General features: G+C 60.2%; 23 protein-coding genes. 17 read left to right on the top strand and 6 right to left on the bottom strand.

Annotation, left to right across the window (positions count from 1 at the left end):
• Positions 1-5: 5 nt before the first annotated feature.
• Positions 6-458: an OmpA family protein gene (locus CKW14_RS28415; protein ID WP_095051054.1), complete on the top strand. Its 453-nt coding sequence runs from the start codon at positions 6-8 to the stop codon at positions 456-458.
• Here the strand turns inward: CKW14_RS28415 and CKW14_RS28410 are convergent.
• Positions 455-1,402 (bottom strand): LysR family transcriptional regulator, encoded by a 948-nt coding sequence (locus CKW14_RS28410; protein WP_095126604.1) that lies wholly within the window; start codon positions 1,400-1,402, stop codon positions 455-457. The genes CKW14_RS28415 and CKW14_RS28410 overlap by 4 nt on opposite strands.
• Before the next feature lie 149 nt (positions 1,403-1,551).
• On the opposite strand from CKW14_RS28410, the gene CKW14_RS28405 reads away from it, so the two are divergent.
• Both CKW14_RS28405 and mmsB read left to right on the top strand, forming a co-directional pair.
• Positions 1,552-3,078 carry a CoA-acylating methylmalonate-semialdehyde dehydrogenase gene (locus CKW14_RS28405; RefSeq protein ID WP_095051045.1) on the top strand — a complete coding sequence of 509 codons (1,527 nt, stop codon included), beginning with the start codon at positions 1,552-1,554 and terminating at the stop codon, positions 3,076-3,078.
• Positions 3,079-3,088: 10 nt separating this feature from the next.
• Positions 3,089-3,991, top strand: coding sequence for a 3-hydroxyisobutyrate dehydrogenase (gene mmsB / locus CKW14_RS28400; RefSeq protein ID WP_095126603.1), 903 nt, complete (start codon positions 3,089-3,091; stop codon positions 3,989-3,991).
• 163 nt (positions 3,992-4,154) lie between these two features.
• On the opposite strand, the gene CKW14_RS28395 is transcribed toward mmsB, so the two are convergent.
• Positions 4,155-4,499 carry a cupin domain-containing protein gene (locus CKW14_RS28395; protein ID WP_003177747.1) on the bottom strand — a complete coding sequence of 115 codons (345 nt, stop codon included), beginning with the start codon at positions 4,497-4,499 and terminating at the stop codon, positions 4,155-4,157.
• 511 nt (positions 4,500-5,010) lie between these two features.
• Here CKW14_RS28395 and CKW14_RS28390 point away from each other — a divergent pair.
• From CKW14_RS28390 to CKW14_RS28340, 11 genes are all read left to right on the top strand, one after another.
• Positions 5,011-5,580 carry an acyl carrier protein gene (locus tag CKW14_RS28390; protein WP_095126602.1) on the top strand — a complete coding sequence of 190 codons (570 nt, stop codon included), beginning with the start codon at positions 5,011-5,013 and terminating at the stop codon, positions 5,578-5,580.
• Positions 5,581-5,588: 8 nt separating this feature from the next.
• Positions 5,589-6,863 carry a beta-ketoacyl-[acyl-carrier-protein] synthase family protein gene (locus CKW14_RS28385; RefSeq protein ID WP_095051042.1) on the top strand — a complete coding sequence of 425 codons (1,275 nt, stop codon included), beginning with the start codon at positions 5,589-5,591 and terminating at the stop codon, positions 6,861-6,863.
• Position 6,864: 1 nt separating this feature from the next.
• On the top strand, positions 6,865-7,923 hold the full coding sequence (locus CKW14_RS28380) for a beta-ketoacyl synthase (protein WP_095051041.1): 1,059 nt from the start codon (positions 6,865-6,867) through the stop codon (positions 7,921-7,923).
• On the top strand, positions 7,920-9,215 hold the full coding sequence (locus CKW14_RS28375; protein ID WP_095051040.1) for a beta-ketoacyl synthase: 1,296 nt from the start codon (positions 7,920-7,922) through the stop codon (positions 9,213-9,215). Before CKW14_RS28380 ends, CKW14_RS28375 begins: the two co-directional genes overlap by 4 nt.
• Positions 9,212-10,420 carry a beta-ketoacyl synthase N-terminal-like domain-containing protein gene (locus tag CKW14_RS28370; RefSeq protein WP_095126601.1) on the top strand — a complete coding sequence of 403 codons (1,209 nt, stop codon included), beginning with the start codon at positions 9,212-9,214 and terminating at the stop codon, positions 10,418-10,420. The genes CKW14_RS28375 and CKW14_RS28370 overlap by 4 nt, the downstream gene beginning before the upstream one ends.
• A 54-nt stretch (positions 10,421-10,474) precedes the next feature.
• A complete protein-coding gene (locus CKW14_RS28365) occupies positions 10,475-13,345 on the top strand; it encodes an aminotransferase class III-fold pyridoxal phosphate-dependent enzyme (protein ID WP_095126600.1) in 2,871 nt (956 codons plus the stop codon).
• 9 nt (positions 13,346-13,354) lie between these two features.
• Positions 13,355-14,092, top strand: a complete 738-nt coding sequence (locus CKW14_RS28360) for a 3-oxoacyl-ACP reductase family protein (protein WP_095051037.1) — start codon at positions 13,355-13,357, stop codon at positions 14,090-14,092.
• Positions 14,089-14,853: an SDR family NAD(P)-dependent oxidoreductase gene (locus CKW14_RS28355; protein WP_095126599.1), complete on the top strand. Its 765-nt coding sequence runs from the start codon at positions 14,089-14,091 to the stop codon at positions 14,851-14,853. The genes CKW14_RS28360 and CKW14_RS28355 overlap by 4 nt, the downstream gene beginning before the upstream one ends.
• A 68-nt stretch (positions 14,854-14,921) precedes the next feature.
• On the top strand, positions 14,922-16,154 hold the full coding sequence (locus tag CKW14_RS28350; RefSeq protein WP_371857766.1) for a DUF1302 family protein: 1,233 nt from the start codon (positions 14,922-14,924) through the stop codon (positions 16,152-16,154).
• A 57-nt stretch (positions 16,155-16,211) separates the two neighbouring features.
• Positions 16,212-17,048: an outer membrane lipoprotein-sorting protein gene (locus CKW14_RS28345; RefSeq protein WP_093442334.1), complete on the top strand. Its 837-nt coding sequence runs from the start codon at positions 16,212-16,214 to the stop codon at positions 17,046-17,048.
• A gap of 33 nt (positions 17,049-17,081) precedes the next feature.
• Positions 17,082-19,697, top strand: a complete 2,616-nt coding sequence (locus tag CKW14_RS28340) for an RND family transporter (protein WP_095051053.1) — start codon at positions 17,082-17,084, stop codon at positions 19,695-19,697.
• A 69-nt stretch (positions 19,698-19,766) separates the two neighbouring features.
• On the opposite strand, the gene CKW14_RS28335 is transcribed toward CKW14_RS28340, so the two are convergent.
• From CKW14_RS28335 to CKW14_RS28325, 3 genes are all read right to left on the bottom strand, one after another.
• Positions 19,767-20,177 (bottom strand): MerR family transcriptional regulator, encoded by a 411-nt coding sequence (locus CKW14_RS28335; protein WP_034154373.1) that lies wholly within the window; start codon positions 20,175-20,177, stop codon positions 19,767-19,769.
• Between the two features lie 199 nt (positions 20,178-20,376).
• A complete protein-coding gene (locus CKW14_RS28330) occupies positions 20,377-20,952 on the bottom strand; it encodes an NAD(P)H-dependent oxidoreductase (protein ID WP_095126598.1) in 576 nt (191 codons plus the stop codon).
• A gap of 55 nt (positions 20,953-21,007) precedes the next feature.
• Complete coding sequence (locus tag CKW14_RS28325; RefSeq protein ID WP_093442329.1) at positions 21,008-21,889, bottom strand: LysR substrate-binding domain-containing protein; 882 nt, start codon at positions 21,887-21,889, stop codon at positions 21,008-21,010.
• Between the two features lie 234 nt (positions 21,890-22,123).
• Here CKW14_RS28325 and CKW14_RS28320 point away from each other — a divergent pair, with 234 nt between their 5' ends.
• The gene (locus CKW14_RS28320) at positions 22,124-22,888 is read left to right on the top strand and encodes a sulfite exporter TauE/SafE family protein (protein ID WP_095126597.1); all 765 of its coding nucleotides are present in this window, start codon (positions 22,124-22,126) and stop codon (positions 22,886-22,888) included.
• Here the strand turns inward: CKW14_RS28320 and CKW14_RS28315 are convergent.
• On the bottom strand, positions 22,878-23,192 hold the full coding sequence (locus CKW14_RS28315) for a putative quinol monooxygenase (protein WP_095051032.1): 315 nt from the start codon (positions 23,190-23,192) through the stop codon (positions 22,878-22,880). The genes CKW14_RS28320 and CKW14_RS28315 overlap by 11 nt on opposite strands.
• Positions 23,193-23,376: 184 nt before the next feature.
• On the opposite strand from CKW14_RS28315, the gene CKW14_RS28310 reads away from it, so the two are divergent.
• Together CKW14_RS28310 and CKW14_RS28305 are read left to right on the top strand one after the other, a co-directional pair.
• Positions 23,377-23,967 (top strand): NAD(P)H-dependent oxidoreductase, encoded by a 591-nt coding sequence (locus CKW14_RS28310; RefSeq protein WP_095126596.1) that lies wholly within the window; start codon positions 23,377-23,379, stop codon positions 23,965-23,967.
• Between the two features lie 124 nt (positions 23,968-24,091).
• Positions 24,092-25,003, top strand: coding sequence for a LysR family transcriptional regulator (locus CKW14_RS28305; RefSeq protein WP_095126595.1), 912 nt, complete (start codon positions 24,092-24,094; stop codon positions 25,001-25,003).
• The last annotated feature ends 73 nt before the right edge of the window (positions 25,004-25,076 follow it).

The raw sequence follows: 25,076 nt of genomic DNA, 5'->3' as shown, positions 1-25,076 counted from the left end.
TGTTGATGGCCGTACTGGCCCTGACCGGTTGCCAGACAGCGCCGCAAAAAGGCCTGACCCCGGCGCAAGTTGCGGTCCTCAAACAACAGGGCTTTGAATTGACTGACGAGGGCTGGGAGTTTGGCCTGTCCGGCAAAGTGCTGTTTGGCAGCGACGTCGAAAGCCTGAACACGCAAAGCACCGAGATCGTTGAACGCATCGGCAAGGCATTGCTGGGCGTCGGTATCGAGCGCGTGCGCGTCGACGGTCACACCGATGCATCGGGCAAGGAAACCTACAACCAGCAACTGTCCCTGCGCCGTGCGAAAAGTGTCGCCAACGTCCTGCGCACAGTCGGCATGAAGGACGAGAACATCCAGCTGCAGGGCCTGGGCAGCAAAGAGCCGGTGGCGTCCAACGATACGGCAGCGGGTCGCACGGAAAACCGCCGGGTCTCGATTGTGGTCAGCGCCGACTAATCGGCGAACTGCATGTCGCGGGTTTGCCCCATCAGCAGGCCCTGATTACGCTCGGTCACCTCGCGGATGTAATCCCACAACAGGGTGATCCGCTTGAGCTTGCGCAGGTCCTCCCGGCAGTACATCCAGAACTGCCGGGTGATGTCGATGTCCTCCGGCAACACCGGCAGCAGGCGCGGGTCCTGCGCGGCGAGGAAGCACGGCAGAATCGCCAGAGAACGCCCCTGCTGTGCGGCGACGAACTGTGCAATCACGCTGGTGCTGCGCAAATGCGCACTGGCGCCCGGCAACACGTTCGCCAGGTACAGCAGCTCCGAGCTGAACGCCAGGTCATCCACATAACTGATGAATTGATGCTTGCTCAAATCGGCCGGGCGGCGGATCGGTGGGTGTTGGTCCAGATAGTCCTGGGTTGCGTAGAGCTGCAAACGGTAGTCGCATAATTTGCAGCAGACGTACGGTCCATGCTCCGGGCGTTCCAGGGCAATGACGATATCGGCCTCGCGCTTGGACAGGCTGATGAAGTGCGGCAGCGGCAGGATGTCCACCGAGATCGCCGGGTAGGCGTCGACGAAATGGCTCAGCTGCGGGGTGATGAAAAAACTGCCGAAGCCTTCGGTGCAACCCATGCGCACGTGCCCGGAGAGTGCCACACCAGAGCCGGATACCTGCTCGCAGGCCATGTGCAATGTGCTTTCAATCGACTCGGCATAACCGAGCAAGCGCTGACCTTCGCTGGTCAGGACGAAGCCGCTGGTGCGCGACTTTTCAAACAACAGCGTGCCGAGTGCCGCTTCCAGCGAACTGATCCGCCGCGACACGGTGGTGTAGTCGACAGCCAGCCGTTTGGCCGCGGTGCTGGCCTTGCGGGTGCGGGCGACTTCGAGGAAAAACTTGAGGTCGTCCCAGTTCAGCGAACCGAGGGAGGTGATGTTTTTTTGCATGATGGACGGGCTTATATGTGCGTTCTTATTAGAAGTTTGCACATCTATACTCCAAAAACAGTCCGACAACCAATTCGTGACACACGCCTCATCTCAAGGCGAACCCTTCGCCTTGGCTCCTACGATAAAAACAAGTTTCGGAGACCAGCATGAACGCATCGCTTACGCCCAACGACACCACGCTGCAGAAGGTCAAACTGCTGATCGACGGCGAGTGGGTCGAGTCGCAGACCACCGAATGGCACGACATCGTCAACCCGGCCACCCAACAGGTGCTGGCCAAAGTGCCGTTTGCCACCGCCGCTGAAGTCGATGCCGCCGTCAGCGCCGCCCAGCGCGCTTTCCAGACTTGGAAACTGACTCCGATCGGTGCGCGCATGCGCATCATGCTCAAGCTGCAAGCGCTGATCCGCGAGCACTCCAAACGTATTGCCGTCGTCCTGAGTGCCGAGCAGGGCAAAACCATTGCCGACGCCGAGGGCGATATTTTCCGTGGCCTGGAAGTGGTCGAGCACGCGTGCTCTATCGGCACGCTGCAAATGGGCGAGTTCGCCGAAAACGTCGCCGGCGGCGTCGATACCTACACCCTGCGTCAGCCGATCGGTGTATGCGCCGGCATCACCCCGTTCAACTTCCCGGCGATGATTCCGCTGTGGATGTTCCCGATGGCCATCGCCTGCGGCAACACCTTTGTCTTGAAGCCTTCGGAGCAGGATCCGCTGTCGACCATGCTGTTGGTCGAGCTGGCAATCGAGGCCGGTGTACCGGCGGGCGTGTTGAACGTGGTTCACGGCGGTAAAGATGTGGTCGATGGCCTGTGCACGCACAAGGACATTAAAGCCGTGTCCTTCGTCGGTTCGACCGCTGTCGGCACCCACGTTTACGACTTGGCCGGCAAACACGGCAAGCGCGTGCAATCAATGATGGGCGCGAAGAACCACGCTGTGGTGCTGGCCGATGCCAATCGCGAGCAAGCGCTGAATGCGCTGGTCGGCGCCGGTTTCGGTGCCGCCGGGCAACGTTGCATGGCCACCTCGGTGGTGGTGCTGGTCGGCGCGGCGAAACAATGGCTGCCAGATTTGAAAGCGCTGGCGCAGAAACTCACCGTCAACGCCGGTAATGAGCCGGGCACCGATGTCGGCCCGGTGATCTCGAAGAAAGCCAAGGCGCGAATTCTCGACCTGATCGAAAGCGGCATCAAGGAAGGCGCCAAGCTTGAACTGGACGGCCGCGACATCAAGGTGCCGGGCTACGAGCAAGGCAACTTTGTCGGCCCGACCCTGTTCTCGGGCGTGACCACCGACATGCAGATCTACACCCAGGAAATCTTCGGCCCGGTACTGGTGGTGCTGGAAGTCGACACCCTTGATCAGGCGATTGCGCTGGTCAACGCCAACCCGTTCGGCAATGGCACTGGCCTGTTCACCCAGAGCGGTGCGGCGGCGCGTAAATTCCAGACGGAAATCGACGTCGGCCAGGTCGGCATCAACATCCCGATTCCAGTGCCGGTGCCATTCTTCAGCTTTACCGGTTCGCGCGGTTCGAAACTCGGCGACCTCGGCCCGTACGGCAAGCAAGTGGTGCAGTTCTACACGCAGACCAAAACGGTCACGGCGCGCTGGTTCGATGACGACAGCGTCAACGACGGCGTGAACACCACCATCAACCTGCGCTGAGGAATCGATCATGAAAATCGCATTTATCGGTCTGGGCAACATGGGCGCGCCGATGGCGCGCAACCTGATCAAGGCTGGCCACTCGCTGAATCTGGTCGACCTGAACAAAACCGTGCTGGCGGAACTGGAACAACTGGGCGGCAGCATTCGCGCTTCGGCCCGTGAAGCTGCTGAAGATGCCGAACTGGTGATCACCATGCTGCCGGCGGCGATGCATGTGCGCAGTGTCTGGCTCGGTGAGGACGGTGTGCTGGCTGGCATTCGCCAAGGTGTGCCAGCGGTGGATTGCAGCACCATCGATCCGCAGACCGCTCGCGATGTAGCGGCCGCTGCCGCGAAACAAGGCGTGGCCATGGCCGACGCGCCGGTGTCCGGTGGCACGGGCGGTGCCACTGCCGGCACGTTGACCTTCATGGTCGGTGCCACCCCGCAACTGTTCGCCACCCTGCAACCGGTGCTGGCGCAAATGGGCCGCAACATTGTGCATTGCGGCGAAGTCGGCACCGGGCAGATCGCCAAGATCTGCAACAACCTGCTACTGGCGATTTCGATGGTCGGTGTCAGCGAGGCGATGGCGCTGGGCGATGCATTGGGCATCGACACCTCGGTGCTGGCCGGGATCATCAACAGCTCGACCGGGCGTTGCTGGAGTTCGGAGATGTACAACCCGTGGCCGGGCATCGTCGAAACGGCGCCGGCCTCGCGTGGTTATACCGGTGGGTTCGGTGCGGAACTGATGCTCAAGGATCTGGGGCTGGCGACCGAAGCGGCGCGTCAGGCGCACCAACCGGTGGTGCTCGGCGCGGTGGCGCAGCAGTTGTATCAGGCGATGAGCCAGCGCGGTGACGGCGGGAAAGACTTCTCGGCGATCATCAACAGCTATCGCAAGCCTGCAATTGAAGGGCAGCGCTGAACAAACTGTGGGAGCGAGCCTGCTCGCGATGACGGCGGTTGCTTCAACAAGGAAGTGACTGACGGTCCGCTTTCGCGAGCAGGCTCGCTCCCACAGGGGAATTGCGTATATCAGAAATTGTTTGCCGGGAAATCACGTCGGGTGATCTCCCGGCTTTTTTGCATCAGGCAAACACGAAATATTTACGCACGGTCTCGACCACTTCCCACGTGCCTTTCATCCCCGGCTCAACCACGAAAATATCGCCAGCACGCAGGTGGATCGGCGCCATGCCGTCCGGAGTAATCACGCAGTAGCCTTCCTGGAAATGGCAGTACTCCCACTTCACATAATCGACGCGCCATTTGCCCGGGGTGCAGATCCACGTACCCATGATCTTGCTGCCGTCTTCGCTGGTGTAGGCGTTGAGGTTAACGGTGTGCGGGTCGCCTTCGAGTTTTTCCCATTTGCAGGCATCGAGTACCGGCAGCGGATGAGTGTCGCGTAGAACGGTAATAGGGGCGGTCATGTGTCGGCTCCAGACAAGGCGATCAAACGGAAGCTGCACCCTATAGCGCCGTGCTTCTGCCCAGATGTCTGTGCTCGACATGCAGATATCCATAAACGCTGCCAGATTTATGGATGGAGACGTAAACCTTCCAGCAAAATCAATTAACGGCAGTATTGATCTAAAACAAAGGCTATGAAGTTATAACTATTTTACTTGTCTGGTTTTTACTTTTAGTACGTCTGTTCCGTTGCGTCCTTAGTTGCTTTCGATAGTCAGCCTGCCCGATAGCGCGGGCGCCCCACCATACCCCGTCTTTGTTAAGTAAATAAGTCGTTCGTCGCACCAAGGAGGTGCGGTGTCTGTGGGGTTTTGCAGACTTTTTTCGAGTTGTAAAAAAACCTTGAATAGTTCGTTGACTCTCCCCTTAAGGGCAGAGTTTAGATTCCCGCCGCGTGAGAAGTTGCTGTGGGAAAAGTTACTTTTCATAAGTCGAATTCATGAAGTAGTCACGACATATAGGGAGATAGAAATGAACAATCCATTGGACTTGGAACATGTCGTTGCCAGCACTCGCGAAATCCTCGCACAGCTGTTGGTGATGGATGCGAATGACATCGAAGAAAACAGCAGCATCGTCGAAGACCTCGGTGCCGACTCGCTGGACATCGTCGACCTGAGCTTCCAACTGGGCCGCCAATATGGCTGCACACTGCCGAAAACCAGCGTGCTTGACCATGCGGTGGCGGTTTGCGGGGATGCCAGCGAGTTTCTCGCCAACGGTCGCATTACCGAAAGTGGCAAGCACCTGCTTGAGCAAAGCCTCAGCGCCTACACCCCGGATCAACTGAAGGCGGGCATGCAACCGGCTCAGGTGTTCGCCGCGACTACCGTGCGTAACTGGGCCAACCAGTGCCGCAATCTTTTCAACTACCTGCCGGCCACCTGCCCGGATTGCAACGCTCACCAAGCGGTTCTGAACGAACGTCAACAAGTGGTCTGCGGTGCGTGCAGTGCACGTCTGGTGCCGGCGGATGGCGATGAAGTGTCGCGTCAATTGGTTGAGCAGTTTGTCACCACTCACGCCAAAGAAGCGGTGTAGGAGTTCTCATGCGGGCACGAGAAGTCTATGTGGGCGGGTTCGGTCTGGTGGCGCCGATGGCGCTGGACGCTGCCACGTTGTTCGAGCGGATTTGCCGGAAGCAATCCTGTGTCCGCGAACATCCTCGGTTCAAGGCGCTGGGATTCAACAACAGCGCCGCCGGTTTTATCGACGATACGCAGTGGCAGCGGATCGGGGCCGGTTTCGGTGGCAACGCGGCGCTGCACCCACGGCAAAGTGTGCTGGCCGAATACGTTGCCCGACAGGCGCTGGAGCATGCCGGTCTGACACCGGCAGACTTTGCCCACAGTCGCAGCGGTCTGTTTCTGGGCGCCAACAAGTACTGTGCCGACAGCCACGACCTGCAGCGGCTCAGCCGGTGCATGGATGAGGCCGGACGCGTCGACCTCGACCGTCTGCTGGACAGTCCGGCAGCGTCCAGCGCGACTTTCACCCGGCGGGTCGATCAACAGACGCAGCACCTGGCCGATCGGCTCGGCATCCGCGATCACATCTCGACCCATTCCGATGCCTGTGCCGCCGGCACCATGGCCATCGGCAGTGCTTACCGGGCGATCGAGCGCGGAGAGATCGATCTGGCTATCTGCGGCGCCGTCGAACTGATGGCCAACGAACTGCCTTATTACATGTTCAACAGCCTCGGCGCGCTCTGTCAGGCCGACTTGCCGGCGAGCGAACAAAGCCGCCCGTTTATGCCTGACCGTAGCGGTTTTGTCCTCAGCGAAGGCTCGGCGATGGTCATTCTCGAATCCGCTGAACACGCCCAACGGCGCAAGGCTGCGCCACTGGGCCGGGTGTTGGGTTACGCGAATGTCTGCGAGGCGCAGAAAATGACCTCCAGCAGTCGCGACGGCAGTAAATACGAGGAATGCATGGAAGCCGCAATCGAAGACGCCGGGCTGCTGCGCAGCGCCGTGCAACACGTCAACACCCACGGCACCTCCACGCAGGCCAATGACAGTTGTGAAGCGTTGGCGCTGCAGCGTCTGTTCGGCGGCTGCCAGGACTTCATGACCTTCACCGCCAACAAGTCCGCCATCGGGCACTCCCTGGCAGGCAGTGGTGCGATCGAAGCGGTGCTGTCGCTGATGAGCCTGCGTGATGGTGTGCTGCTGCCGACCCTGAATTACGACTCCGAGCGTGCCGAATACCCTTCGCTGAAGTTCTTGAGTGAGCCGGTGCGACAGCCGATCAGCGTGGTGATGTCCAACTCGTTCGGCTTTGGCGGCATCAACAGCTCGCTGGTTCTGGGGAGGGCATGACATGAACCGAGCCATCTACCTGAATGCCGCTGCGGTGCTGAATGTGGCGGGCAGTGAATGCGCTGACTTGCTCGGCACACCCTGTGCGGCGCAACCGTTGGCATTTGACGCACAGCGTCAGGCGTTTGCCTTGCCGACACCGCGACTGGCCAGTGACCTGTTTGATCGCAAGATCCAGCGCAGCGTCGAACCGCAGGGCTTACGGCTGTTGCATTGCGCTGCACGGCTGGCGCCAGCACTGGCGGCGCTGCAATTGCCCGCTTCACGCATTGCCCTGACAGCGGCCATTCCTGAAGTCGACGCGCCGAGTCCTTGCTGGGATGCGGTGCAGGCGATCATCGAACAGCCGCAAAAACAACTGGCGCAGTTATTGGCCAACACACCGCCCCTGCATGCGCTGACCCTGCTCAACAGCAGCGTCATGGCCTATGTGGCTGAAGCATTGAATTGCCATGGGCCAATGGGTGGATTTTGTTCTCAGGACAACGCCGGGCTGGATGCGCTGATCGAAGCTTGCCAGCAGATTGGCGAGCGACATGCCGACGCCGCGTTGGTGGTCAGCAGCAGCCCGAACCTGACCCCGGCCCTGTATCTGCGCGAGCCCGATCAGGCGAACGAAGCGATTTTCGGTGAGGGCGCCGCCGCGCTGTTGCTGGCGTCGACACCGCCGCCGGGTGCGGCACACGCCGTGCGCATTGCCGGATTTGCCCGCGGTTACAGCAACGATCCGCAACGCTCTGTGGCGGTGGGTCGGCGCGTCATCGATCAGGTCCTGAGCGTCGAAAAACTGCGGGTCGGCGACGTCGAGCATATCGTCGGCAATTGCGCTGACGGGCAAGTGATGAAGTTGCTCGAAGCTTTCCCGCGCGAGATTCGCAGTACCCGCGCCATGACCGGCGAACTGGGCGCCAGCGGCTTGCTGACAGAGGCCGCACTGACTTTGCATCTCAGCGGTGATACGGCGGCGGCACCGGGTTACACGCTGCTCGTCAGCCACACTCGCGCCGGTCACTGGGGCGCATTGCTGTTGGCCAGTGAAACCATGGAGAAGCACGCATGAGTGCGACACGGATTGTGATCACCGGCATGGGCGCCGTCACCGGTTTCGGTTTCGAATGGCAGACCCTCTGGGAAAAAATGCTCGGCGCCGAACATTGCGTGCGGCCATGGCAGCCGGACGACTTGCAAGAGGCGTCGTTCGCGGTGCGTTATGCCGCGCCTGTCGACATGCGCCTGTTGCCGGAAAAACTGCACAGCCATCCGGCCTGGACGATGCCGCTGGAAAAGCGCAGTCGGTTTGGCTGGGTGGCTGCCACGCAGGCAGTCGGTGACAGCGGCTTGCAGCCAGAACAGTTGCGTGGCGCGGCGGTGCTGTGTGCCTCGGGAGCACCGCAGCACATGCTCGCCGACATGCTGCTGACCGAAGCCCCGAATGGTGGCACCCCGAGCTGGTCGTACCTGATGCCACGGGCCGGGCAAGTGAATGCCGATGGCTCACTGCGCCAGAGCAACGATCGTCTGGCGCGGGTAATCGCCGACGACCTGGGCTGTGAAGGACCGGTGATCAATATCAGCAGTGCCTGTGCCGGTGCTTCACAAGCCATTGGCAATGCCTTCCAGATGATTCGTCGCGGAGAAGTCAGCGTTGCGCTGGCGGGTGGCGCCGACTCGGTGCTCAACCTCGACACCATGGCCGCGTTGTATCTACTCGGTGCCGCGTCGGGCGAGCAGCGCTGGGGCGCGGATCTGTGCCGTCCGTTCGATCGTGACCGCAGCGGTCTGATTGCCGGCGAGGGCGGTGGTTTTGTCGTGCTGGAAAGCCTCGAACATGCCTTGGCCCGTGGCGCCACGCCGTATGCCGAGGTGTTGGGTTTCGGCAGCAGTCTGGACGCCTACAAAGTCACCGCACCGCAGCCGGAAGGACGCGGCGCGGCACTGGCTATGCAGGCCGCGCTCGACGACGCCGGGCTACGGCCGCAGCAGATCGATCTGATCAACGCCCACGGCACCTCTACGCCGCTCAACGACGTGGCCGAAACCCTGGCGATTAAAAGCGTGTTCGCCGAACACAAGCACTATCAAGCCTTGGCTGTCAGCGCCAACAAATCACAGTTCGGTCACCTGATCGCAGCCGCTGGCGCACCGGAATGCATCGTCACCGCGTTGGCCTGCCTCAACGATCTGGTCACGCCAACAGTGAACCTGCATGACGCCGACGAACAGTGCGATCTGGATTACTGCGCCGGGCAAGCCGTCAGTCGCCGAGTGGATTACGCGCTGAGCAATTCCTTCGGTTTCGGTGGCCTCAATACTTCGCTGGCCCTTGGCAAATATCGGGAGCAGGGACAATGACTGACACCACTGTACGTGTCGCGATCGCCGGCAGCGGCTGTGTCTTGCCCACCGGCTGGGGCGTTGAGGGTTTCTGGTCGTCGGCCCGCGGAGGGCGTAGCGCGATCTCGCCCCTGAACTCGTCGTTGTTCCACAGCGAGCGGGTCATTGCGTTCGGGCACATCGCTGGTCGAGATCATCAACGTAGCCGTCAGGACGTTGCGCAAAACCTCCAGCGTTACTGCCCGCCGGCGGTGATCTGGGGTGTCAGTGCGGTGCGCCAGGCGTTGGCCGAGGCCGAGCTTGAACCGGGCCGCGACAACGTGCGTTTTGGTCTCTATTGCTGCCAGGGCGGTTACACCCATCCGTCGCTCGCGTCTTACGGCGAACTGTTGCACGAGTGTCAGACCGAGAGCGGTGCCGACATGCAGCGTCTGGCCAAACGCGTGTTGCAGGAACGTGCACTCGATCCGTTCCTGGTGCTCAAGAGCCTGAGCAACGGTTTGCTCGGCGTCGTCAGTCTGGCCTTGAAGCTTGAGTGCGAATGCAACGCCTACATGCAAGGCGTGGCCGGCAATCTGGCGGCGCTGCGCGAAGCCTGCGCGGCGTTGCAGAGCGGGCGGATCGATGCGGCCATTGTGGTGGGCGCGGGCAGTGAACTGGATCCGCAGGCCCTCGCCGCACTGGCCGAGGCGGGGGTGATCAGCACCGACGGTTCGCCAAGCCTGCGTGCCTTTGATCGCCAGGGCCGTGGCGGCATTGCTGGCGAAGGTGCGGCGGCGCTGGTACTGCGCCGCGCCGATGACCTGCCGGCAGGGCCGCAAACTTGCCTGACAGCACTGTTCGCCCATCCGCGTCTGGACTCGCTGAGCTTGCCCGACAAACAGGTGGATCTGCTGATCAGCAGCGCCACTGGCGATCCGCACAAGGATGCCGATCTGGCCCGCACGCTGGCGCGAACCGGCGCCGCGCACATCACCAGCAGCACGCCGCTGACCGGCATGCTCAGTGGTGCACCGAGCCTGGTTGACCTGATCTTTGCCCGGCAGGCTTTGCAGGCGCAGAGCATCCCGCCGGTCAGTGGCCTGGAGCAACCGCTGGATGCGCATCTGCCGTTCGTTATCGGCGGGCCGCGCGATGCCGTGCTGCACGATTGCCTGGTCATCAACCGCGACGACAACGGTTTTAGCGCCGGTTACCAACTCGAATTTCACGCGGCTGACTGACCGTCGGCACGCAACGAAACGCAGCTGATTTTTTACTCAAGGGATAGAACTGTCATGGATTACCGCGATTACGTACGGCCGAAATTCGTTGAATTGATGCAGGCCCTGGGCCTGGAATGCCAATTCCACAGAGCGCTGGGCAGTAAATTGTTTTACCGCGACCGCCAGGGCGAAGAGGTGACGGTTACTGACTTCCTCGGCGGTTACGGCGCCGCGCTGTATGGCCACAACGATCCGCAATTTGTCGATCAACTCGTCGACCTGCTGCGTGCCGATGTGCCGTTCAATGCGCAGATGTCGGTGCGCGGTGCAGCGGGGCAGTTGGGGCGTGAACTCAGTGAAGCGTTCAACCGTGAACTGAACAACAGCGAACGCTACATTTCGACCTTCTCCAACAGCGGTGCCGAGTCGGTGGAAATCGCCGTCAAGCACGCCGAATACCGTCGTCAGAAAAACCTGCAGAAGCAATTCGACGAGCGTGATTTCGCCCTCGCCAATCTGGTTGCCAGCGACAAGGCTTACGTCGAACTGGACATCGACGATCTCGATTTGCCCGCCGGTCTGCTGCCGCAGAATCTATCCTGCGTCACCGTGCGCCAAGTGGCCGAAGCGGTGCGTCAGCACAACCTGGCGCAGTTGCATGTCGAGCCGGTGTTCCTCGCTGTGCGCGGCAGCTTCCACGGCAAACTGGTGAACACCGTTCAGTTGACCTATGGCAAGCAGTACCGCAAGCCGTTCGCCCGTTTTGGCCTCAACGTCGAGTTCATCGACCCGCAGCAACCCCTGCAATTGCAAGAGCTGCCGGCCCGTCATATCCGTCATTGGCTGAGCCTGGAATGGAGCGGCGAAACCCTGCAGGTTCGCCGTGAGGCGTTCAGTGCGATCACCGCTGTATTGCTGGAGCCGATCCAGGGCGAGGGCGGCATCAACGAGTTTGCCAATGAGTTTTATCTGGGCCTGCGGCGTCTGTGCAACGAGCAGCAATGCCCGCTGATCATCGATGAAGTGCAATCCGGTTTCGGCCGCACCGGCACTTTGCTTGGCGCCAGCCATTTCAACTTGCAGGGTGATTACTACTGCCTGTCGAAAGCCTTGGGCGGTGGCCTGATGAAGATTGCCGCGACGGTGATTCGCGCCAGCCACTACGAAAACGATTTCAGCTACATCCACAGTTCGACCTTTGCCGAAGATGACGCGTCCTGCCATATCGCCCTGTCGGCCTTGCGCCGTCTGTTCGAGAACGACAGCGCGATGCTCAAGGACGTGAACAAGAAGGGCGAGTACCTCAAGGCTTCGCTGCTGGAACTCAAAGCAGCGTACCCGGACGTCATCGCCGACGTGCGTGGGCGTGGCTTGCTGCTGGGCTTCGAACTGCACGACCTGACCGGCACCAGCTCACTGGTTCAGGCATCGGCGCAGTACAACGATGCGCTGGGCTACATCATCGCCGGCTACCTGCTGCAATTCGAATCCCTGCGCGTGGCGCCGTCGGGCAGCAACGCCAATGTGATTCGTCTGGAACCGCCGGTGTGCATCACCTTCGAAGAAATCGACGGCTTGATCGGTTCTTTGCAGAAAGTCTGCGACATGTTGCGCCGCCGCGATGCCTTCCCGCTGGCGGCTGGTGTGTGTGCCGACAGCATCGCGCAAGTGCCGGCCCGCGAGGTCAGCTTCAAGGAGGATGAAAGCCTCCCAAAGTCTGATGAGAACGTGCGCGTGGTGGCGCGCGTGGCGTTCATCAACCATCTGATTGATTCGGACATGCTCAGCGACGTCGATCCTTCACTGTCGACCCTGAGCGCTGAACAGAAACGCGAGTTCATCAAACGCATGGCCCCCGAGCGCCGTGCCGCGCCAATCGGACCGGTGCAGATTCGCTCGAAACTCGGCACCGCCGTGGAATTCACCCTGTACCCGCTGTGCATGGATTCCGATGCGATGGCGGCGTACATCGCCAGCGGTGATCTGCAAACCATCCGCGAAGAAGTCGGCAACCGCATCAAGGATGCCCGCGCCGATGGCTACACCGTCGCCGGGCTGGGCATGTACACCTCGATCGTCACCAACAACTGCCAGGCCCTGCAGATTCCTGACATGGCGCTGACTTCCGGTAATGCACTGACCATCGGCATGGGCCTGGAAGCCATCGAACAGGGCTGCAAACAGCAAGGCCTTGAGCTGGGCGAGCAGACCGCTGCGGTGGTCGGTGCCGCCGGCAACATCGCCTCGACCTACGCCTCGCTGCTGTCGACCAGCGTCGAGCACCTGATCCTCATCGGTAGCGGCCGCGACGGTTCCCTGCGTCGTCTGGAAAAAACCGCGCAACAGATTTACGCCGAAGCCGCCCGCGCGATTCTCAAGGGTGTCGCCGAACACGATCGCCTCGCCCGTCGCCTGCAGCAAATTGATGGAATCGATGGACTCTTGCAGGCCCACGGCAGCAGTGCCGATCTGGGGCTGCGCGTAGCGAAACTGGTCGAAGAACGCTTGGGCGCGAACGCCTTCATCACCGTCAGCAACGATCTTGATGTGCTGAAACAGGCACGCATCGTGCTCTGCGCGGCGAACGCACCGCAGCCGTTTCTCTTTGCCGAGCACTTCGCCGAAAACAGCGTGATCTGCGACATCGCCGTGCCGCTGAACGTCGACCAGAACCTCGCCAGTCAGCGCTCCGACGTGCTCTACATGCACGGCGGCATCGTGCAGACGCCGCTGGGCGATGGCCTGGTGAAAAACGTTCGCGCCTATCTCAAGCAAGGTCAGTTGTACGCGTGCATGGCCGAGTCGGTGCTGATGGGCCTGTCCTGTATGAAACAGCACTACTCCTACGGCGACATCAGCCGCGAGCAAGTGCAGCAGATTCGTGCACTGGCGGCGACTCACGGCTTCAGCCTCGCGCAGTTCAAAACCGACAACTCGCTTTAAGGAACGGTCATGCCGAATAAAGTAGCAGTAGTGACCGGTGGCAGTCGCGGCATCGGTCGGGCGATTGTCCAGACCCTGGCCGGGGCGGGTTATCAGATCGCGTTCAGTTACGTGCGCGATGAAGTCGCGGCGATGGCTTTGCGCGATGAGGTTCAGGCGTCGGGCATCGATTGCCTGGCGTTGCAGTGCGATGTCAGCAGCGGCGACAGCATCAAGGCGTTTTTCGAACGGGTCGAGGAGCATTTCCAGCGTATCGATCTGTTGGTCAATAACGCCGGCATCACCCGTGATGGCTTGCTGGCGACGATGTCGGCGCGCGACCTGGTCGAGGTGATCCAGACCAACCTGATCGGCACGATGCTGTGCTGTCAGCAGGTGGTGCCGGGCATGTTGCGCCAGCGCATCGGTTGCATCGTCAACATCAGTTCGGTGGCGGCGCAGAAACCCGGTAAAGGCCAAAGCAACTATGCCGCCGCCAAGGGCGGAGTCGAATCGTTGACCCGTGCCTTGGCGGTGGAGCTGGCGCCGCGCAACATTCGCGTCAACGCGGTCGCCCCGGGCATCGTCAAGACCGAGATGAGTACGGCGCTGATTGGCAGTCAGGAGGAAGAAATCCAGTCGCGTCTGTTGATCAAACGCTACGCCGAACCGGAAGAAATCGCCGAAGCGGTGCTGTACCTCGCCGATCGCGGTTTGTACCTGACCGGGGAGGTCCTGTCGGTTAACGGCGGGTTGAAAATGCCATGAGCCGGACGATTCTGATTACCGGAGCGGCGAAAGGCATCGGTCGCGCGGTCGCCGAAAATTTTGCCGCCGACGCCGGCAATCGCCTAATCCTGCTGGATCTCGATCTGGCCGAACTGCAGCGCTGGGTCGACGAGCAGCAGGAGCAGATCAAGGCGCGGGTCGAAACCCATGCGGCGAACATTGCTGACCTGCCGGCCATGGAGGCGTTGTTCAAGACCCTCGGTTCGCAAGTCGAATACGTTGATGTGCTGGTCAACAGCGCCGGCATCTGCAACGAGAACGAACCGGAAGATCTGCACAACTGGCACAAGGTGATTTCGGTCAACCTCAATGGCACGTTCTACGTGACCTCGTTGTGTCTGGCGCTGATGCCTGACCGTGGGCGGATTATCAACATGTCGTCGATCCTCGGCCGTGCCGGCAAGGTGCGCAACACCGCGTACTGCGCCTCCAAGCACGGCATCGTCGGCATGACCAAGGCGCTGGCGCTGGATCTCGCTTCGCGGCAGATCACCGTCAACGCGATTCTGCCAGCGTGGATCGACACGCCGATGTTGCAGGGTGAACTGGCGACGCAAGCGGCGATTGCCGGGCTGACCCAGGAACAGATCGTACGCAACGCGAAGAAGAAACTGCCGATGCGCCGTTTCATCCAGAGCGAGGAGGTGGCGGCGATGGTGCGTTACCTGGCCAGCCCCGAGGCTGGCGGGGTGACCGCGCAGAGTCTGGTGATCGATGGCGGTGTCGGGTTGGGAATGTAGCGATGCCTCGATTTCACAACAGTCACATCGTGTGTGCGGTATGGGCGTGCATGGCTGCGCCCACCGCGATGGCCGAATTTACCGTCGCTGATCTGAAGCCCGATTACGCCGACGGTGAAGTCGGCGTGGCCACGGCCATGCGTCTGCACGGCGACGACCAGATCACGCAAAAAGCCGTGTATTTCAAAGCCAACCTGGAAGACAACTGGGAGGGCGGTTACTACAAGGCCAAGGGCCGCGTGCGTTACGACGCGCGCTACGACGGCAACAATCCGTACAGCGAACGGGCACGCGACAAATACCGTTTCGACGCCGATTGGCGGCACCTCTACGTCGGCCATTCGCTGGGTGACGGAGAGGTGACAGTGGGCTGGCAGCAAGTGGTCTGGGGCCGCGCGGATGAATTGCGTGTGCTCGATCAGATCAACCCGCTGGACTATCGCGATGGCCTGACGCCGCTGCTCGAAGACAGCCGCATCGCCGTGCCCATGGTGCGCTTTGCGCAACCGGTGGGCGAGTGGGAACTGGAGGCGCTGTGGATCACTGACTTCGTGAAAAACCAGGCGCCGGTTGAGGGCAGTGAATTTGCCGCGCCACTGTTTGCTACGCCGGACCCGCAGTATTTCCTGCTCGATTCCAAGCCCGGCTATGACGGCGACAAAGGCTATTCCTATGGCCTGAGCGCCAACGGCCGGATCGGTGCGGTGGACACCAGTTTTGTCGCCTTGAGCGCCCGTCAGCAAGACCCGGTGTACGCGGTCGAAGGCCTCGCCGACGACGGCCGCACGCGGCTGGAACGGCAGTTTCCCCGTTACACCATGGGCGGTGCCGGGCTGGCGATCGACGCCGGGCACAGCATCGTGGTGCGCAGCGAGGTGGCGTATTTCGACAACTGGCGCGTGACCAATCCGACCCGCGCCTACGGTGCCGACAGTACGCCGATGGTCAAGTCGCTGCTGGGTGTCGACTACCTGTTGCGCGACTGGCTGATCTCCGCGCAATGGCAGGAACAAGTGCTGCTCGACTGGCAGGACGGCATGTTGCAGGACAAACACGAACCGCTGTTCACCCTGTCGGCCGAAGGCACTCATTGGCAAGACCGCCTCAAGAGTCGTCTGGTGGTCGCTGGCTCACCGCCGTTTCAGGACGACGCCTTGCTGCAAGGCATCTTCACCTACAAACCGGTCGACTACATCAAGCTCGGGCTGGAAGTGGATGTGTTCTTCGGCAAGCCCGAGAAGACTTTCGGCGAGTACAGCAAGCGCGATCAAGTACGGCTGTCGGCCGGTTATCTGTTCTGACCCATCACGCCTGCCGCTCTCGCGCAGGTGCACTCATCCAACGAAAAGGAAGTTGTTATGTTGCCGTTTTTGAAAAGTCTGACCACCGCCGCACTGATCCTCGGTAGCGCCTGCGCCAGTGCCGCCGAGGCTGGCAATGCCGATGAGATCATCCGTCAGGTACGCGATCGCAATGACGGGAACAGCTTCATGTCCCAGGTCTCGCTGATCCTGCATGACAAGAAAGGCAATACCCGGGTTCGCGAGTTCACCTATCTGCAAAAGGATTACCCGGACAGCGACAAGTTCAGCATGTACTTTTCTGCGCCGACTGACGTGCGTGACGTGGCCTTCCACATCGAAAACCCGCACGAAACCCTTGGCCTGGAAGACAGCCAGTGGATGTACTTGCCGGTCAGCCGCCAGACCCGCCGCATCTCCACCACCGACAAGCGCGGCTCGTTCATGGGCAGCGAGTACTCGTACGCCGATCTGGACAAGATCCGCGTTAAAGACTACTCGCAGAAACTCGTCGGCGAAGAACAGATCAAGGGCCGCGACTGCTACGTGATCGAGCGCGAACCGGCGTCTCCCGAGGTGCTGGCCAAGACCGGTTACAACAAGCTGAAGGTGTGGATCGACAAGCAGAATTTCCTGGTCATGCGTCAGGATTTCTTCGACGTCAAAGGCGTGTTGATCAAGCAGATGCGCACGCAGAAAGTCGCGACCATCGATTCGATCGACAGCATCGTGCTCAGTGAAACCGAGCACTTCATCGACGGTACGCGTTCGGAAATGCGCTTCAACCAGTTGCAGTACAACGTTTCTCTGGAAGACCGCCTCTTCACCCAGACCGCCATCAAACGCGGGCTGAAAACCGGTGACCTGCCGGACTTTGCCGTGTCTGCCCGCTAAGCGCCGACCCCGACGACCTGGAACCGCATGATCATGGAAAGATATCTGAATTTCGTCGAGCGCTATGCGCGGGCGATTGTTTTCCTGCTGGTGGCGATTACGGCGTATTTCACTTATACGCTGGGCGCGCTGGTGTCCGACACCAACCCTTATCTGCTCAAGGAAAGCCACCCGGCGCGCAAGACCATCATCGATTTGCAGGGTGAGTTCACCGGCACGTTCGACTCGGTCATGGTGGCGCTGAACAACCCGCAAACGGTGTTCAACAAATCGACGCTCAACGCGCTGTTTTCGATGTCGCAATCGGTGCGCAAGATGATTCTGGCCAACGATGCCGACAAGGAGCAGTTGGCGCAAATCGTCGCCCGGCATGCAGGCGACAGCCGTGCGCAGTTGTTGACCCGGGATATTCTCGAGGATGGCTTTTCGCAGAACGATTACGCCAACGCCAAGGCATTGCGTGATCATGCCCAAAGCCAGAACTGGGACGCCCATGATCAGTTGTTCCTGACCTTTCTCGCCGAGCGGATCAACCCGATCCGCGAAATGGCCTCGATGGGCGACCTGGAAAACATCGTCCTGACCGACGACGGCGAGCTGTTGATCCACAAAACCCTGAATGCCTATGACATGGACCCGGCGCTGGTCGAGTCGCAGATCATGGGCAACGAATTGATGGTCGACGGGGTGGTGTCCAAGGACAAGAAAGTCGCGATGCTGGTGGCCGAACTCGGCACCAAGCAGGACGACGCTCAGGCGCAACTGCGGGCTTATCAGATCGTGCGCGGCATCGTCGCGCAATATCAGGCCGAACACCCGGAGTACAAGGACGAAATCTTCATTGCCGGCATGCCGATCTTCATCGCCGCGCAACAGGAAATCATCGATCACGACCTGGCCGTGCTGTTCCCGATCGTGTTTTTGCTGATTACCTTGCTGCTGATTTTCTTCTTCCGCAAACCACTGGGCGTGCTGTTGCCGCTGTTCAACATTCTGTTCTGCACCATCTGGACCTTGGGCCTGATGGCGCTGTTGCGGGTGCCGTTCGACCTGCTGACCAGTGTGCTACCGGTGTTCCTGTTCACCATTTGCTGCTCGGATGCGATCCACGTGATGGCTGAATATTACGAGCAGAAAAACGCGGGCAAGAGCAATCGTGAGGCCAACCGTGAAACCCAGCGCTTGATGGTGGTGCCGGTGGTGTTGACGACCGTGACGACCATCGCCACGTTCATGATTTCCACCACCAACAACATTGTCAGCATCCGCAATTTCGGCGTGTTCATGTCGATCGGTCTGACCGCGGCGCTGATCATTTCGCTGTTGCTGATTCCGGCGTGGATTTCCATCTGGGGCAAGGATCAGCCGCAGCAGGCCAAGGCTGAGGTACACAAGGAATCGATCATCTCGCGGTATCTGGTGGCGTTCTGTGCCTGGATGATCCGCTTTCGCAAACCGATCCTGATGGTCATGCTGCCGCTGTTGGCGCTGGCCACCGTGTTCACCTTCCGCGTCGATATCGAAGACTCCGGCATCGCTTACTTCAAGCCGGAAAGCCACATTCGCGTGTCCGATCAGTTCATCAACCACGCCAAAGTAGCGGGCACGGCGCCGGGCTGGATCGCGATCGACAGCAAAGAACCACGCGGCGTGCTGACCACCGAAGTGGTGCAGTTCATCGACAAGCTCGACCACTTCATCAAACAGCAACCGAACGTCAGTTACGGCTACTCGCTGGCCACTTACGTCAAGCGCATGAACCTGGTGCTCAACGACATGAACCCGGAGTATCTGCGGGTACCGAATGCCGTTGAGAAGGTCACGTCGGTCAATGACGACGGGCAGGTCGAGCAGTTTGAAGTGCCGGGCAATTCGCTGATCGAGCAACACGTGATGCTGTTCGAAAACGGTGGCGGTTCGGACCTGAACAACGTGCTCAACGCCGATTTCTCCAAGGCCTTGACCCTGTACACCATGACCTCGTCGGTCGCCAGCGACTATCAGGGCATGCTCGACCGCCTCGATGCCTGGTTGCTGGTCAACAAACCGGCCAACCTGGAGGTGACCCACGCCGGCACGCCGTTGATCTGGACGGGCGTCCTGCAGGAAATCACTCAGGGCCAGGTGCTGAGTTTTTCCCTGGCCTTGCTGGTCGTCACGCTGATGATGATGTACTGGCTCAAATCGGTGCGCCTAGGTGTGCTCGGCATGCTGACCTTGCTGACCACGTCGGTGACGGTCTATGGCTTCATGTTCCTGTTCGGCATTGAGCTGAACATCGGCACGACGCTGGTGACGTTCCTGGTGGTCGGCGTGGTGGATTACGCGGTGCACCTGCTGTCGCGCATCAAGTTGCTGGTGCAACAGGGCATTGAGATCGACGCGGCTATTTTGCAGGCGATGCACAGCGTTGGCCGCTCGACGGTGATCAACGTGGTGATCTTCTCCGTAGGCTTCATGGCGCTGCTGTTTTCCGACTTCAAGCCGATTGTCGATCTCGGCGCACTGGTGGCGATGGCGCTGTTTTCCAGCGGGGTCATGACCATTGTCCTGGTGACACTGGTGTCACCGTGGTTCTTTGCGGCGATAGCACCGGTGCATGCGCCGGTTCAAGCGCTGCGCACAGAAGGGGAGGCGGTACCGGGCTGATTCGCCAACGACCGGGCGCGCCTGCCCTGAGACGACAGGCGAACCCGGTCATGCGGCGCAGCAGGGTTTTCAGTTCAGTGTATTGACCGGGTTTTTTTCGCCATAGCGGGCGATGCGTTCGAACTGACATTCCTGGCGGGCGTCGTTGAGGTTGTGTTCAAACGCCTCAAGGCCATCATGCAATTGCTGCAAATCGCCGATCTGGGTCACCAGTTCGGCTTTTTTTTCGGCAATGGCTCGTTGCGCCATGTCCCACGGGAATTCGTCGCCGCGGTAGTTGTTGAGGATCACCTGCAGCTCTTTGAGCTTGAAGCCCAATTGCTGGGCGCACTTGATGAACGTCAACACCTCGACACTTTGCTGGCTGTAGATGCGGTATTTGCCTTCACGCTTGGGCTCGGGCAACAGGCCGATTTCTTCGTAATGGCGAATGCTTTTGACTGTGGTGCCCGACAGTTGGGCGGCTTTGCCGATATACATAAGGTCCGTCTCGATGATCAAACATAGCGTAGCGCGATCAGGCGTCATGCCGGATCGGCGGCGATTATATGTCCAATACCATCAGAAAATGGCAACTGCGCGTAAATGACGTGCACAGGCGACGGACGGGCTCGAGAAGGGAGCCCGAAGAGGCACTGACGGCGGCTTGTGCGCCGTCAGTTGAGGCGGCTGGAAAGCCTTAGACGGCGGCGGTCACGCGCGCCTGTTCCAGCCAGGCATCGCGCTGGTTTGGCTTGGAGCCAAGGATCGGCCCGAAGGTCAGCGTCTTCAGTGGCTTGATGCCGCAGAATTCCAGCGTGGTCTTGCGCATCTGATTCAGCCCCGGCATCCCATAGATCCATTTGTAGTACCAGTACGGCGTGTCCATGGTCACCAGCAAATGCGCGGTACGGCCCTTGAGCAGCTTGTCGGGGAAGGCTTTGCCTTCGCGATATTTGAAGGCGAAACCCGGCAGGAAAATCCGGTCGACGAAGCCTTTCAACAGTGCCGGAATCCCGCCCCACCAGATCGGATAGACGAATGTCAGGTGCTCGGCCCAGATGATATCGGCCTGGGCTTGCAGCAGGTCCGGCTCCAGTGGCTGCACCTTGTTGTAGCCTTCGTGCAGGACCGGGTCGAACTCCAGCGCATCCAGACGCAGCAGCCGCACGTCATGCCCGGCGTCCTTGGCGGCCTGAACGTAAGTCTCACTCAATGCCCCGCAAAAGCTGTCGGTGGAGGGGTGACCCAGTATCACGAGCATTCGTTTGCTCATTGTGTGTACTCCTGAAATGAAGCTCGCAGGATAGAGTCTGCCCCTAGCGGTAGAGTCAAGGCACCAGCGCATCAAACAAGGCCCGGGCGTAACCGGGCAGGTGGTCGAAGTCCCGCGCACACAGTTGCAAGGTGCGATGCGCCCAGACTTCGTCCAGCGGCCGGCACGTTACCGAGTGCACCGCCGCCCAGCGCTCGATGGCCACCTTGGGCACGATGGCCAGCCCCGCACCTCGCGCCACCATGCGCATGACGCCCTCGAAGCCATCGGCACGGATCCGGATCGACATGCGCTGGCCGATGTGCAGCGCTTGTTCCTCCAGGTGAATCGCCAGCGCGCTGTGGCTGCCAAGCGCAACATAGTCGTGCGCCAGGGTTTCACCAAACGTCAACGACGCCTGACTCGCCAAAACATGCTCAGGGGGCAGGATCAGCACCAATGGATCGTCGCGAAAGGGCCGGGTCTGCAGACCGTGGGTGTCGACCGCATCGGAGACGATCCCGAGGTCCGCCGCGCCTTGGCGCAAGGCATGGGTGATGCGCGCGCTGGGCAACTCCTGCAAGTCGATGTCGAGATTGGGATGATCGCGCAGGAAGTCCGCGAGTACTTCCGGCAGGTATTCGGTGATCGCCGTGGTGTTGCACAGCAAACGCACCTGACCTTTGACGCCTTGGGCATAGTCGGCCAGATCCTGCTGCAGGCGTTCGGCCTGTTGCAGGAGGATGCGCGCGTGCTGGGCCAACGCTTTACCGGCCGGCGTCGGGGTGACGCCACGACGGCCGCGTTCGAGGAAATCGATGCCGAGCGAGGCTTCCATTGCGCGGATTCTGGCGCTGGCGGCGGCCAGGGATAAATGGCTGCGGACGGCGCCGGCGGTGATGTTGCCGGTGTCGAGGATGTGCAGGTAGAGGCGCAGGTCGGTGAGATCGAAGTGCATGATTGGCAGCCTCTGGTTTTTGTGGTGTCTGGGCTGGCCCCATCGCTGGCAAGCCAGCTCCCACAGGTTTCAGGGTTGATCTCTAAATGTGTGAACAACAAAAATACTGTGGGAGCTGGCTTGCCAGCGATGGGGCCAGAGGCTTCAAAGAAGATATCAGCCTCTTGTATGGGTAGAGGCACCCTCAGTATATGGCAGATTTTCAGCCAACCCCGACTGGCGCACAGTAGCGCCATGCACACTCTCACAGATTTCTACCAACACCTCGGCCTAGCCCTGTCCCTGCTGGTCATCGTGACGTTCATGCTCGCCGGCCTGATCAAAGGCGTGATCGGCCTCGGCCTGCCTACCGTCGCCATGGGCTTGCTCGGTCTGGCTATGGCACCGTCGCAGGCAGCCGCATTGCTGATCATCCCGGCAACCCTGACCAATGTCTGGCAACTGGCTTTCGGCGGTCATCTGAAAGGACTGATCAAACGCCTCTGGCCGATGCTGCTGATGATTTTCCTCGGCACCGGAATAGGCACGTTATCGATCGGCATGGCGGGCGGGCATTGGGTGGTGCGCGGGCTCGGCGCGGCCCTGTTCCTCTATGCGTTGAGCGGTTTGTTTCTGCCAACGCTGAGCGTCAATCCACGCCATGAAGGTTGGCTGGGTCCGGCGTGTGGTTTGATCACCGGTGTCATCACCTCGGCCACCGGCGTCTTCGTGATTCCGGCGGTGCCGTACCTGCAAGCGCTGGGCTTGAATCGCGATCAACTGGTGCAGGCACTGGGCCTGTCATTCACCGTTTCGACGCTGGCATTGGCCGCTGGATTGCTCTGGCGTGGCGCCCTCGGTGGCGGCGAACTGAGTGCTTCGCTGCTGGCGCTGATCCCGGCCATTCTCGGTATGTTGCTGGGCCAATGGCTGCGCGAACGGATCAGCGCCGTGTTGTTCAAACGGGTGTTCTTTGTCGGTATGGGCGCGCTCGGCGCCCACTTGTTGATCAGCGGTTAGCCGAGGCTTCGCTGAGCATTTCGATCTGGCGGATATCGAAATCGCGCTCCAGATAGTCCATGCGCTGTTCAAAGAAAGCCTTCATGTGCGGCAAATTCGAATGCACGTCCAGGTGCGCCTGGGAGGCCCAGATCTCGTAGAAGATAAACAGCGTCGGATCTTCCTTATCACGCAGCATGTGGTACTCGATGCAACCTGGCTCGGCGCGGCTCGGTTCGACGTAGGCGCGAAACAGCGCTTCGAAAGCCTCGGCTTGTTCCGGGCGGGTCTTGGCGTGCAGGATAAAACCCAAGCGTTCACTCATCACAACGACTCCTCACATTCAGAATGCCGCGGATGTTATTGCAACAATCGGCGATGGATTCGTGCTTTTTGATCAAATGTATTTTGCGCAATCAGGCCTTATTCCGCGCGAGGCGGATCGTTAATCTGCCGCCATTCCAGTTTCCCTTCTCCATCCAGCCCAATGGCTGCGCCGAGGCTTTCTCATGAAAAAAGTGCTGTTGCTCAATGGCGGTAAAAAATTCGCCCACTCTGACGGTCGCTACAACGCCACCCTGCATGAAGCCGCGTTGAGCGTGCTGGATCGCGGCGGTTTCGATGTGAAAACCACCTTTATCGACGAGGGCTACGACGTTGCCGAAGAAGTGGCGAAATTTCTCTGGGCCGACGTGATCATTTATCAGATGCCGGGCTGGTGGATGGGCGCGCCATGGACGGTGAAAAAGTACCTCGACGAAGTCTTCACCGAAGGCCACGGCAGCCTCTACGCCAGCGATGGCCGCACCCGTTCCGATGCGTCGCAGAAGTACGGCAGCGGCGGTCTGATTCAGGGCAAGCAATACATGCTGTCGCTGACCTGGAATGCACCGCAGCAGGCCTTCGATGACCCGACTGATTTCTTTGAGGCCAAAGGTGTCGACGCGGTGTACTTCCCATTCCACAAGGCCAACGAGTTTCTCGGTATGACCGGGTTGCCGACGTTCCTTTGTGTGGATGTGATGAAGCGGCCGAATATCAAGGCTGATGTGGCGCGTTATGAGCAGCATCTGACCGAGGTGTTTGGCCTCAAGGCTTGAGTGTTTCAAGCTACTATCGGTGGTAACAGCAAAAGATCGCAGCCTTCGGCAGCTCCTACAGGAACCCATTTCCATGTAGGAGCTGCCGAAGGCTGCGATCTTGGCGATTTCAAAGAGGACACCCGTGAAAGCCAGATCCGATGAGTTGCAGATTTTCGTCTGCGTGATCGAATGCGGTTCGATTTCCGCCGCCGCCGAACAGGTCGGGCAAACGCCTTCTGCGGTCAGTCGCACATTGTCGAAGCTGGAAGCCAAGCTCGACACCACGCTGATCAACCGCACCACGCGGCGCATGGATCTGACCGAAGAGGGCAAGTATTTCTTCGAACAGGCCAAGCTGATTCTCGATCAGATGGATCAACTCGAAGAACGCCTGTCCTCGCGCCAGCAAACGCCGTCCGGGCGCCTGCGGATCAACGCCGCGTCACCGTTCATGCTCCACGCAGTCGTCCCCTACATCGACGAGTTTCGTCGTCTCTATCCGGACATCCAGCTCGAACTCAACAGCAATGACCTGATCATTGACCTGCTGGAACAAAGCACCGACATCGCCATCCGTATCGGCACCCTCGCTGACTCGACGCTGCATGCGCGCTCGCTCGGTTGCAGTCCGCTGCTGATCGTCGCCAGCCCCGCCTACCTGGAAAAACACGGCGCGCCACAGCAAGTCGCCGATCTGAGCGAGCACACTTTACTCGGCTTCACTCAGAACGAAGGCCTCAACCAATGGCCGCTGCGCTATGTGCACGGCGATCGCTGGCCAATCACCCCGGCCATCAGCGCCTCCAGCGGCGAGACCGTGCGGCATCTGGCGCTGGAAGGGCAGGGCATCGCTTGCTTGTCGCACTTCATGACCATCGACGACATTCGTGCCGGGCGCCTGAAAGTCTTGCTCGCTGAATTCAACAGCGGTTATCGCCAGCCGATCAACGCGGTGTACTACCGAAACTCGCAACTGGCGCTGCGCATTCAGTGCTTCCTCGACTTTATCCAGAGCAAACTCGCCGCTTACGCCAGCGCCGATTTCAAGGGCTGATTCGTGACCTCTGCGCAAGAGTGAATTGGTCGAGGGCGGGTTTTTCCCTCGGATCCACAGGCCGATACTCGTC

Origin of the sequence: Pseudomonas sp. Irchel s3a12 (genome assembly GCF_900187485.1) — a bacterium.
GTDB classification, from domain to species: domain Bacteria; phylum Pseudomonadota; class Gammaproteobacteria; order Pseudomonadales; family Pseudomonadaceae; genus Aquipseudomonas; species Aquipseudomonas neuropathica.
Note: the sequence above shows the minus strand (reverse complement) of the source record. Positions and strands in the feature narration are given on the sequence as shown.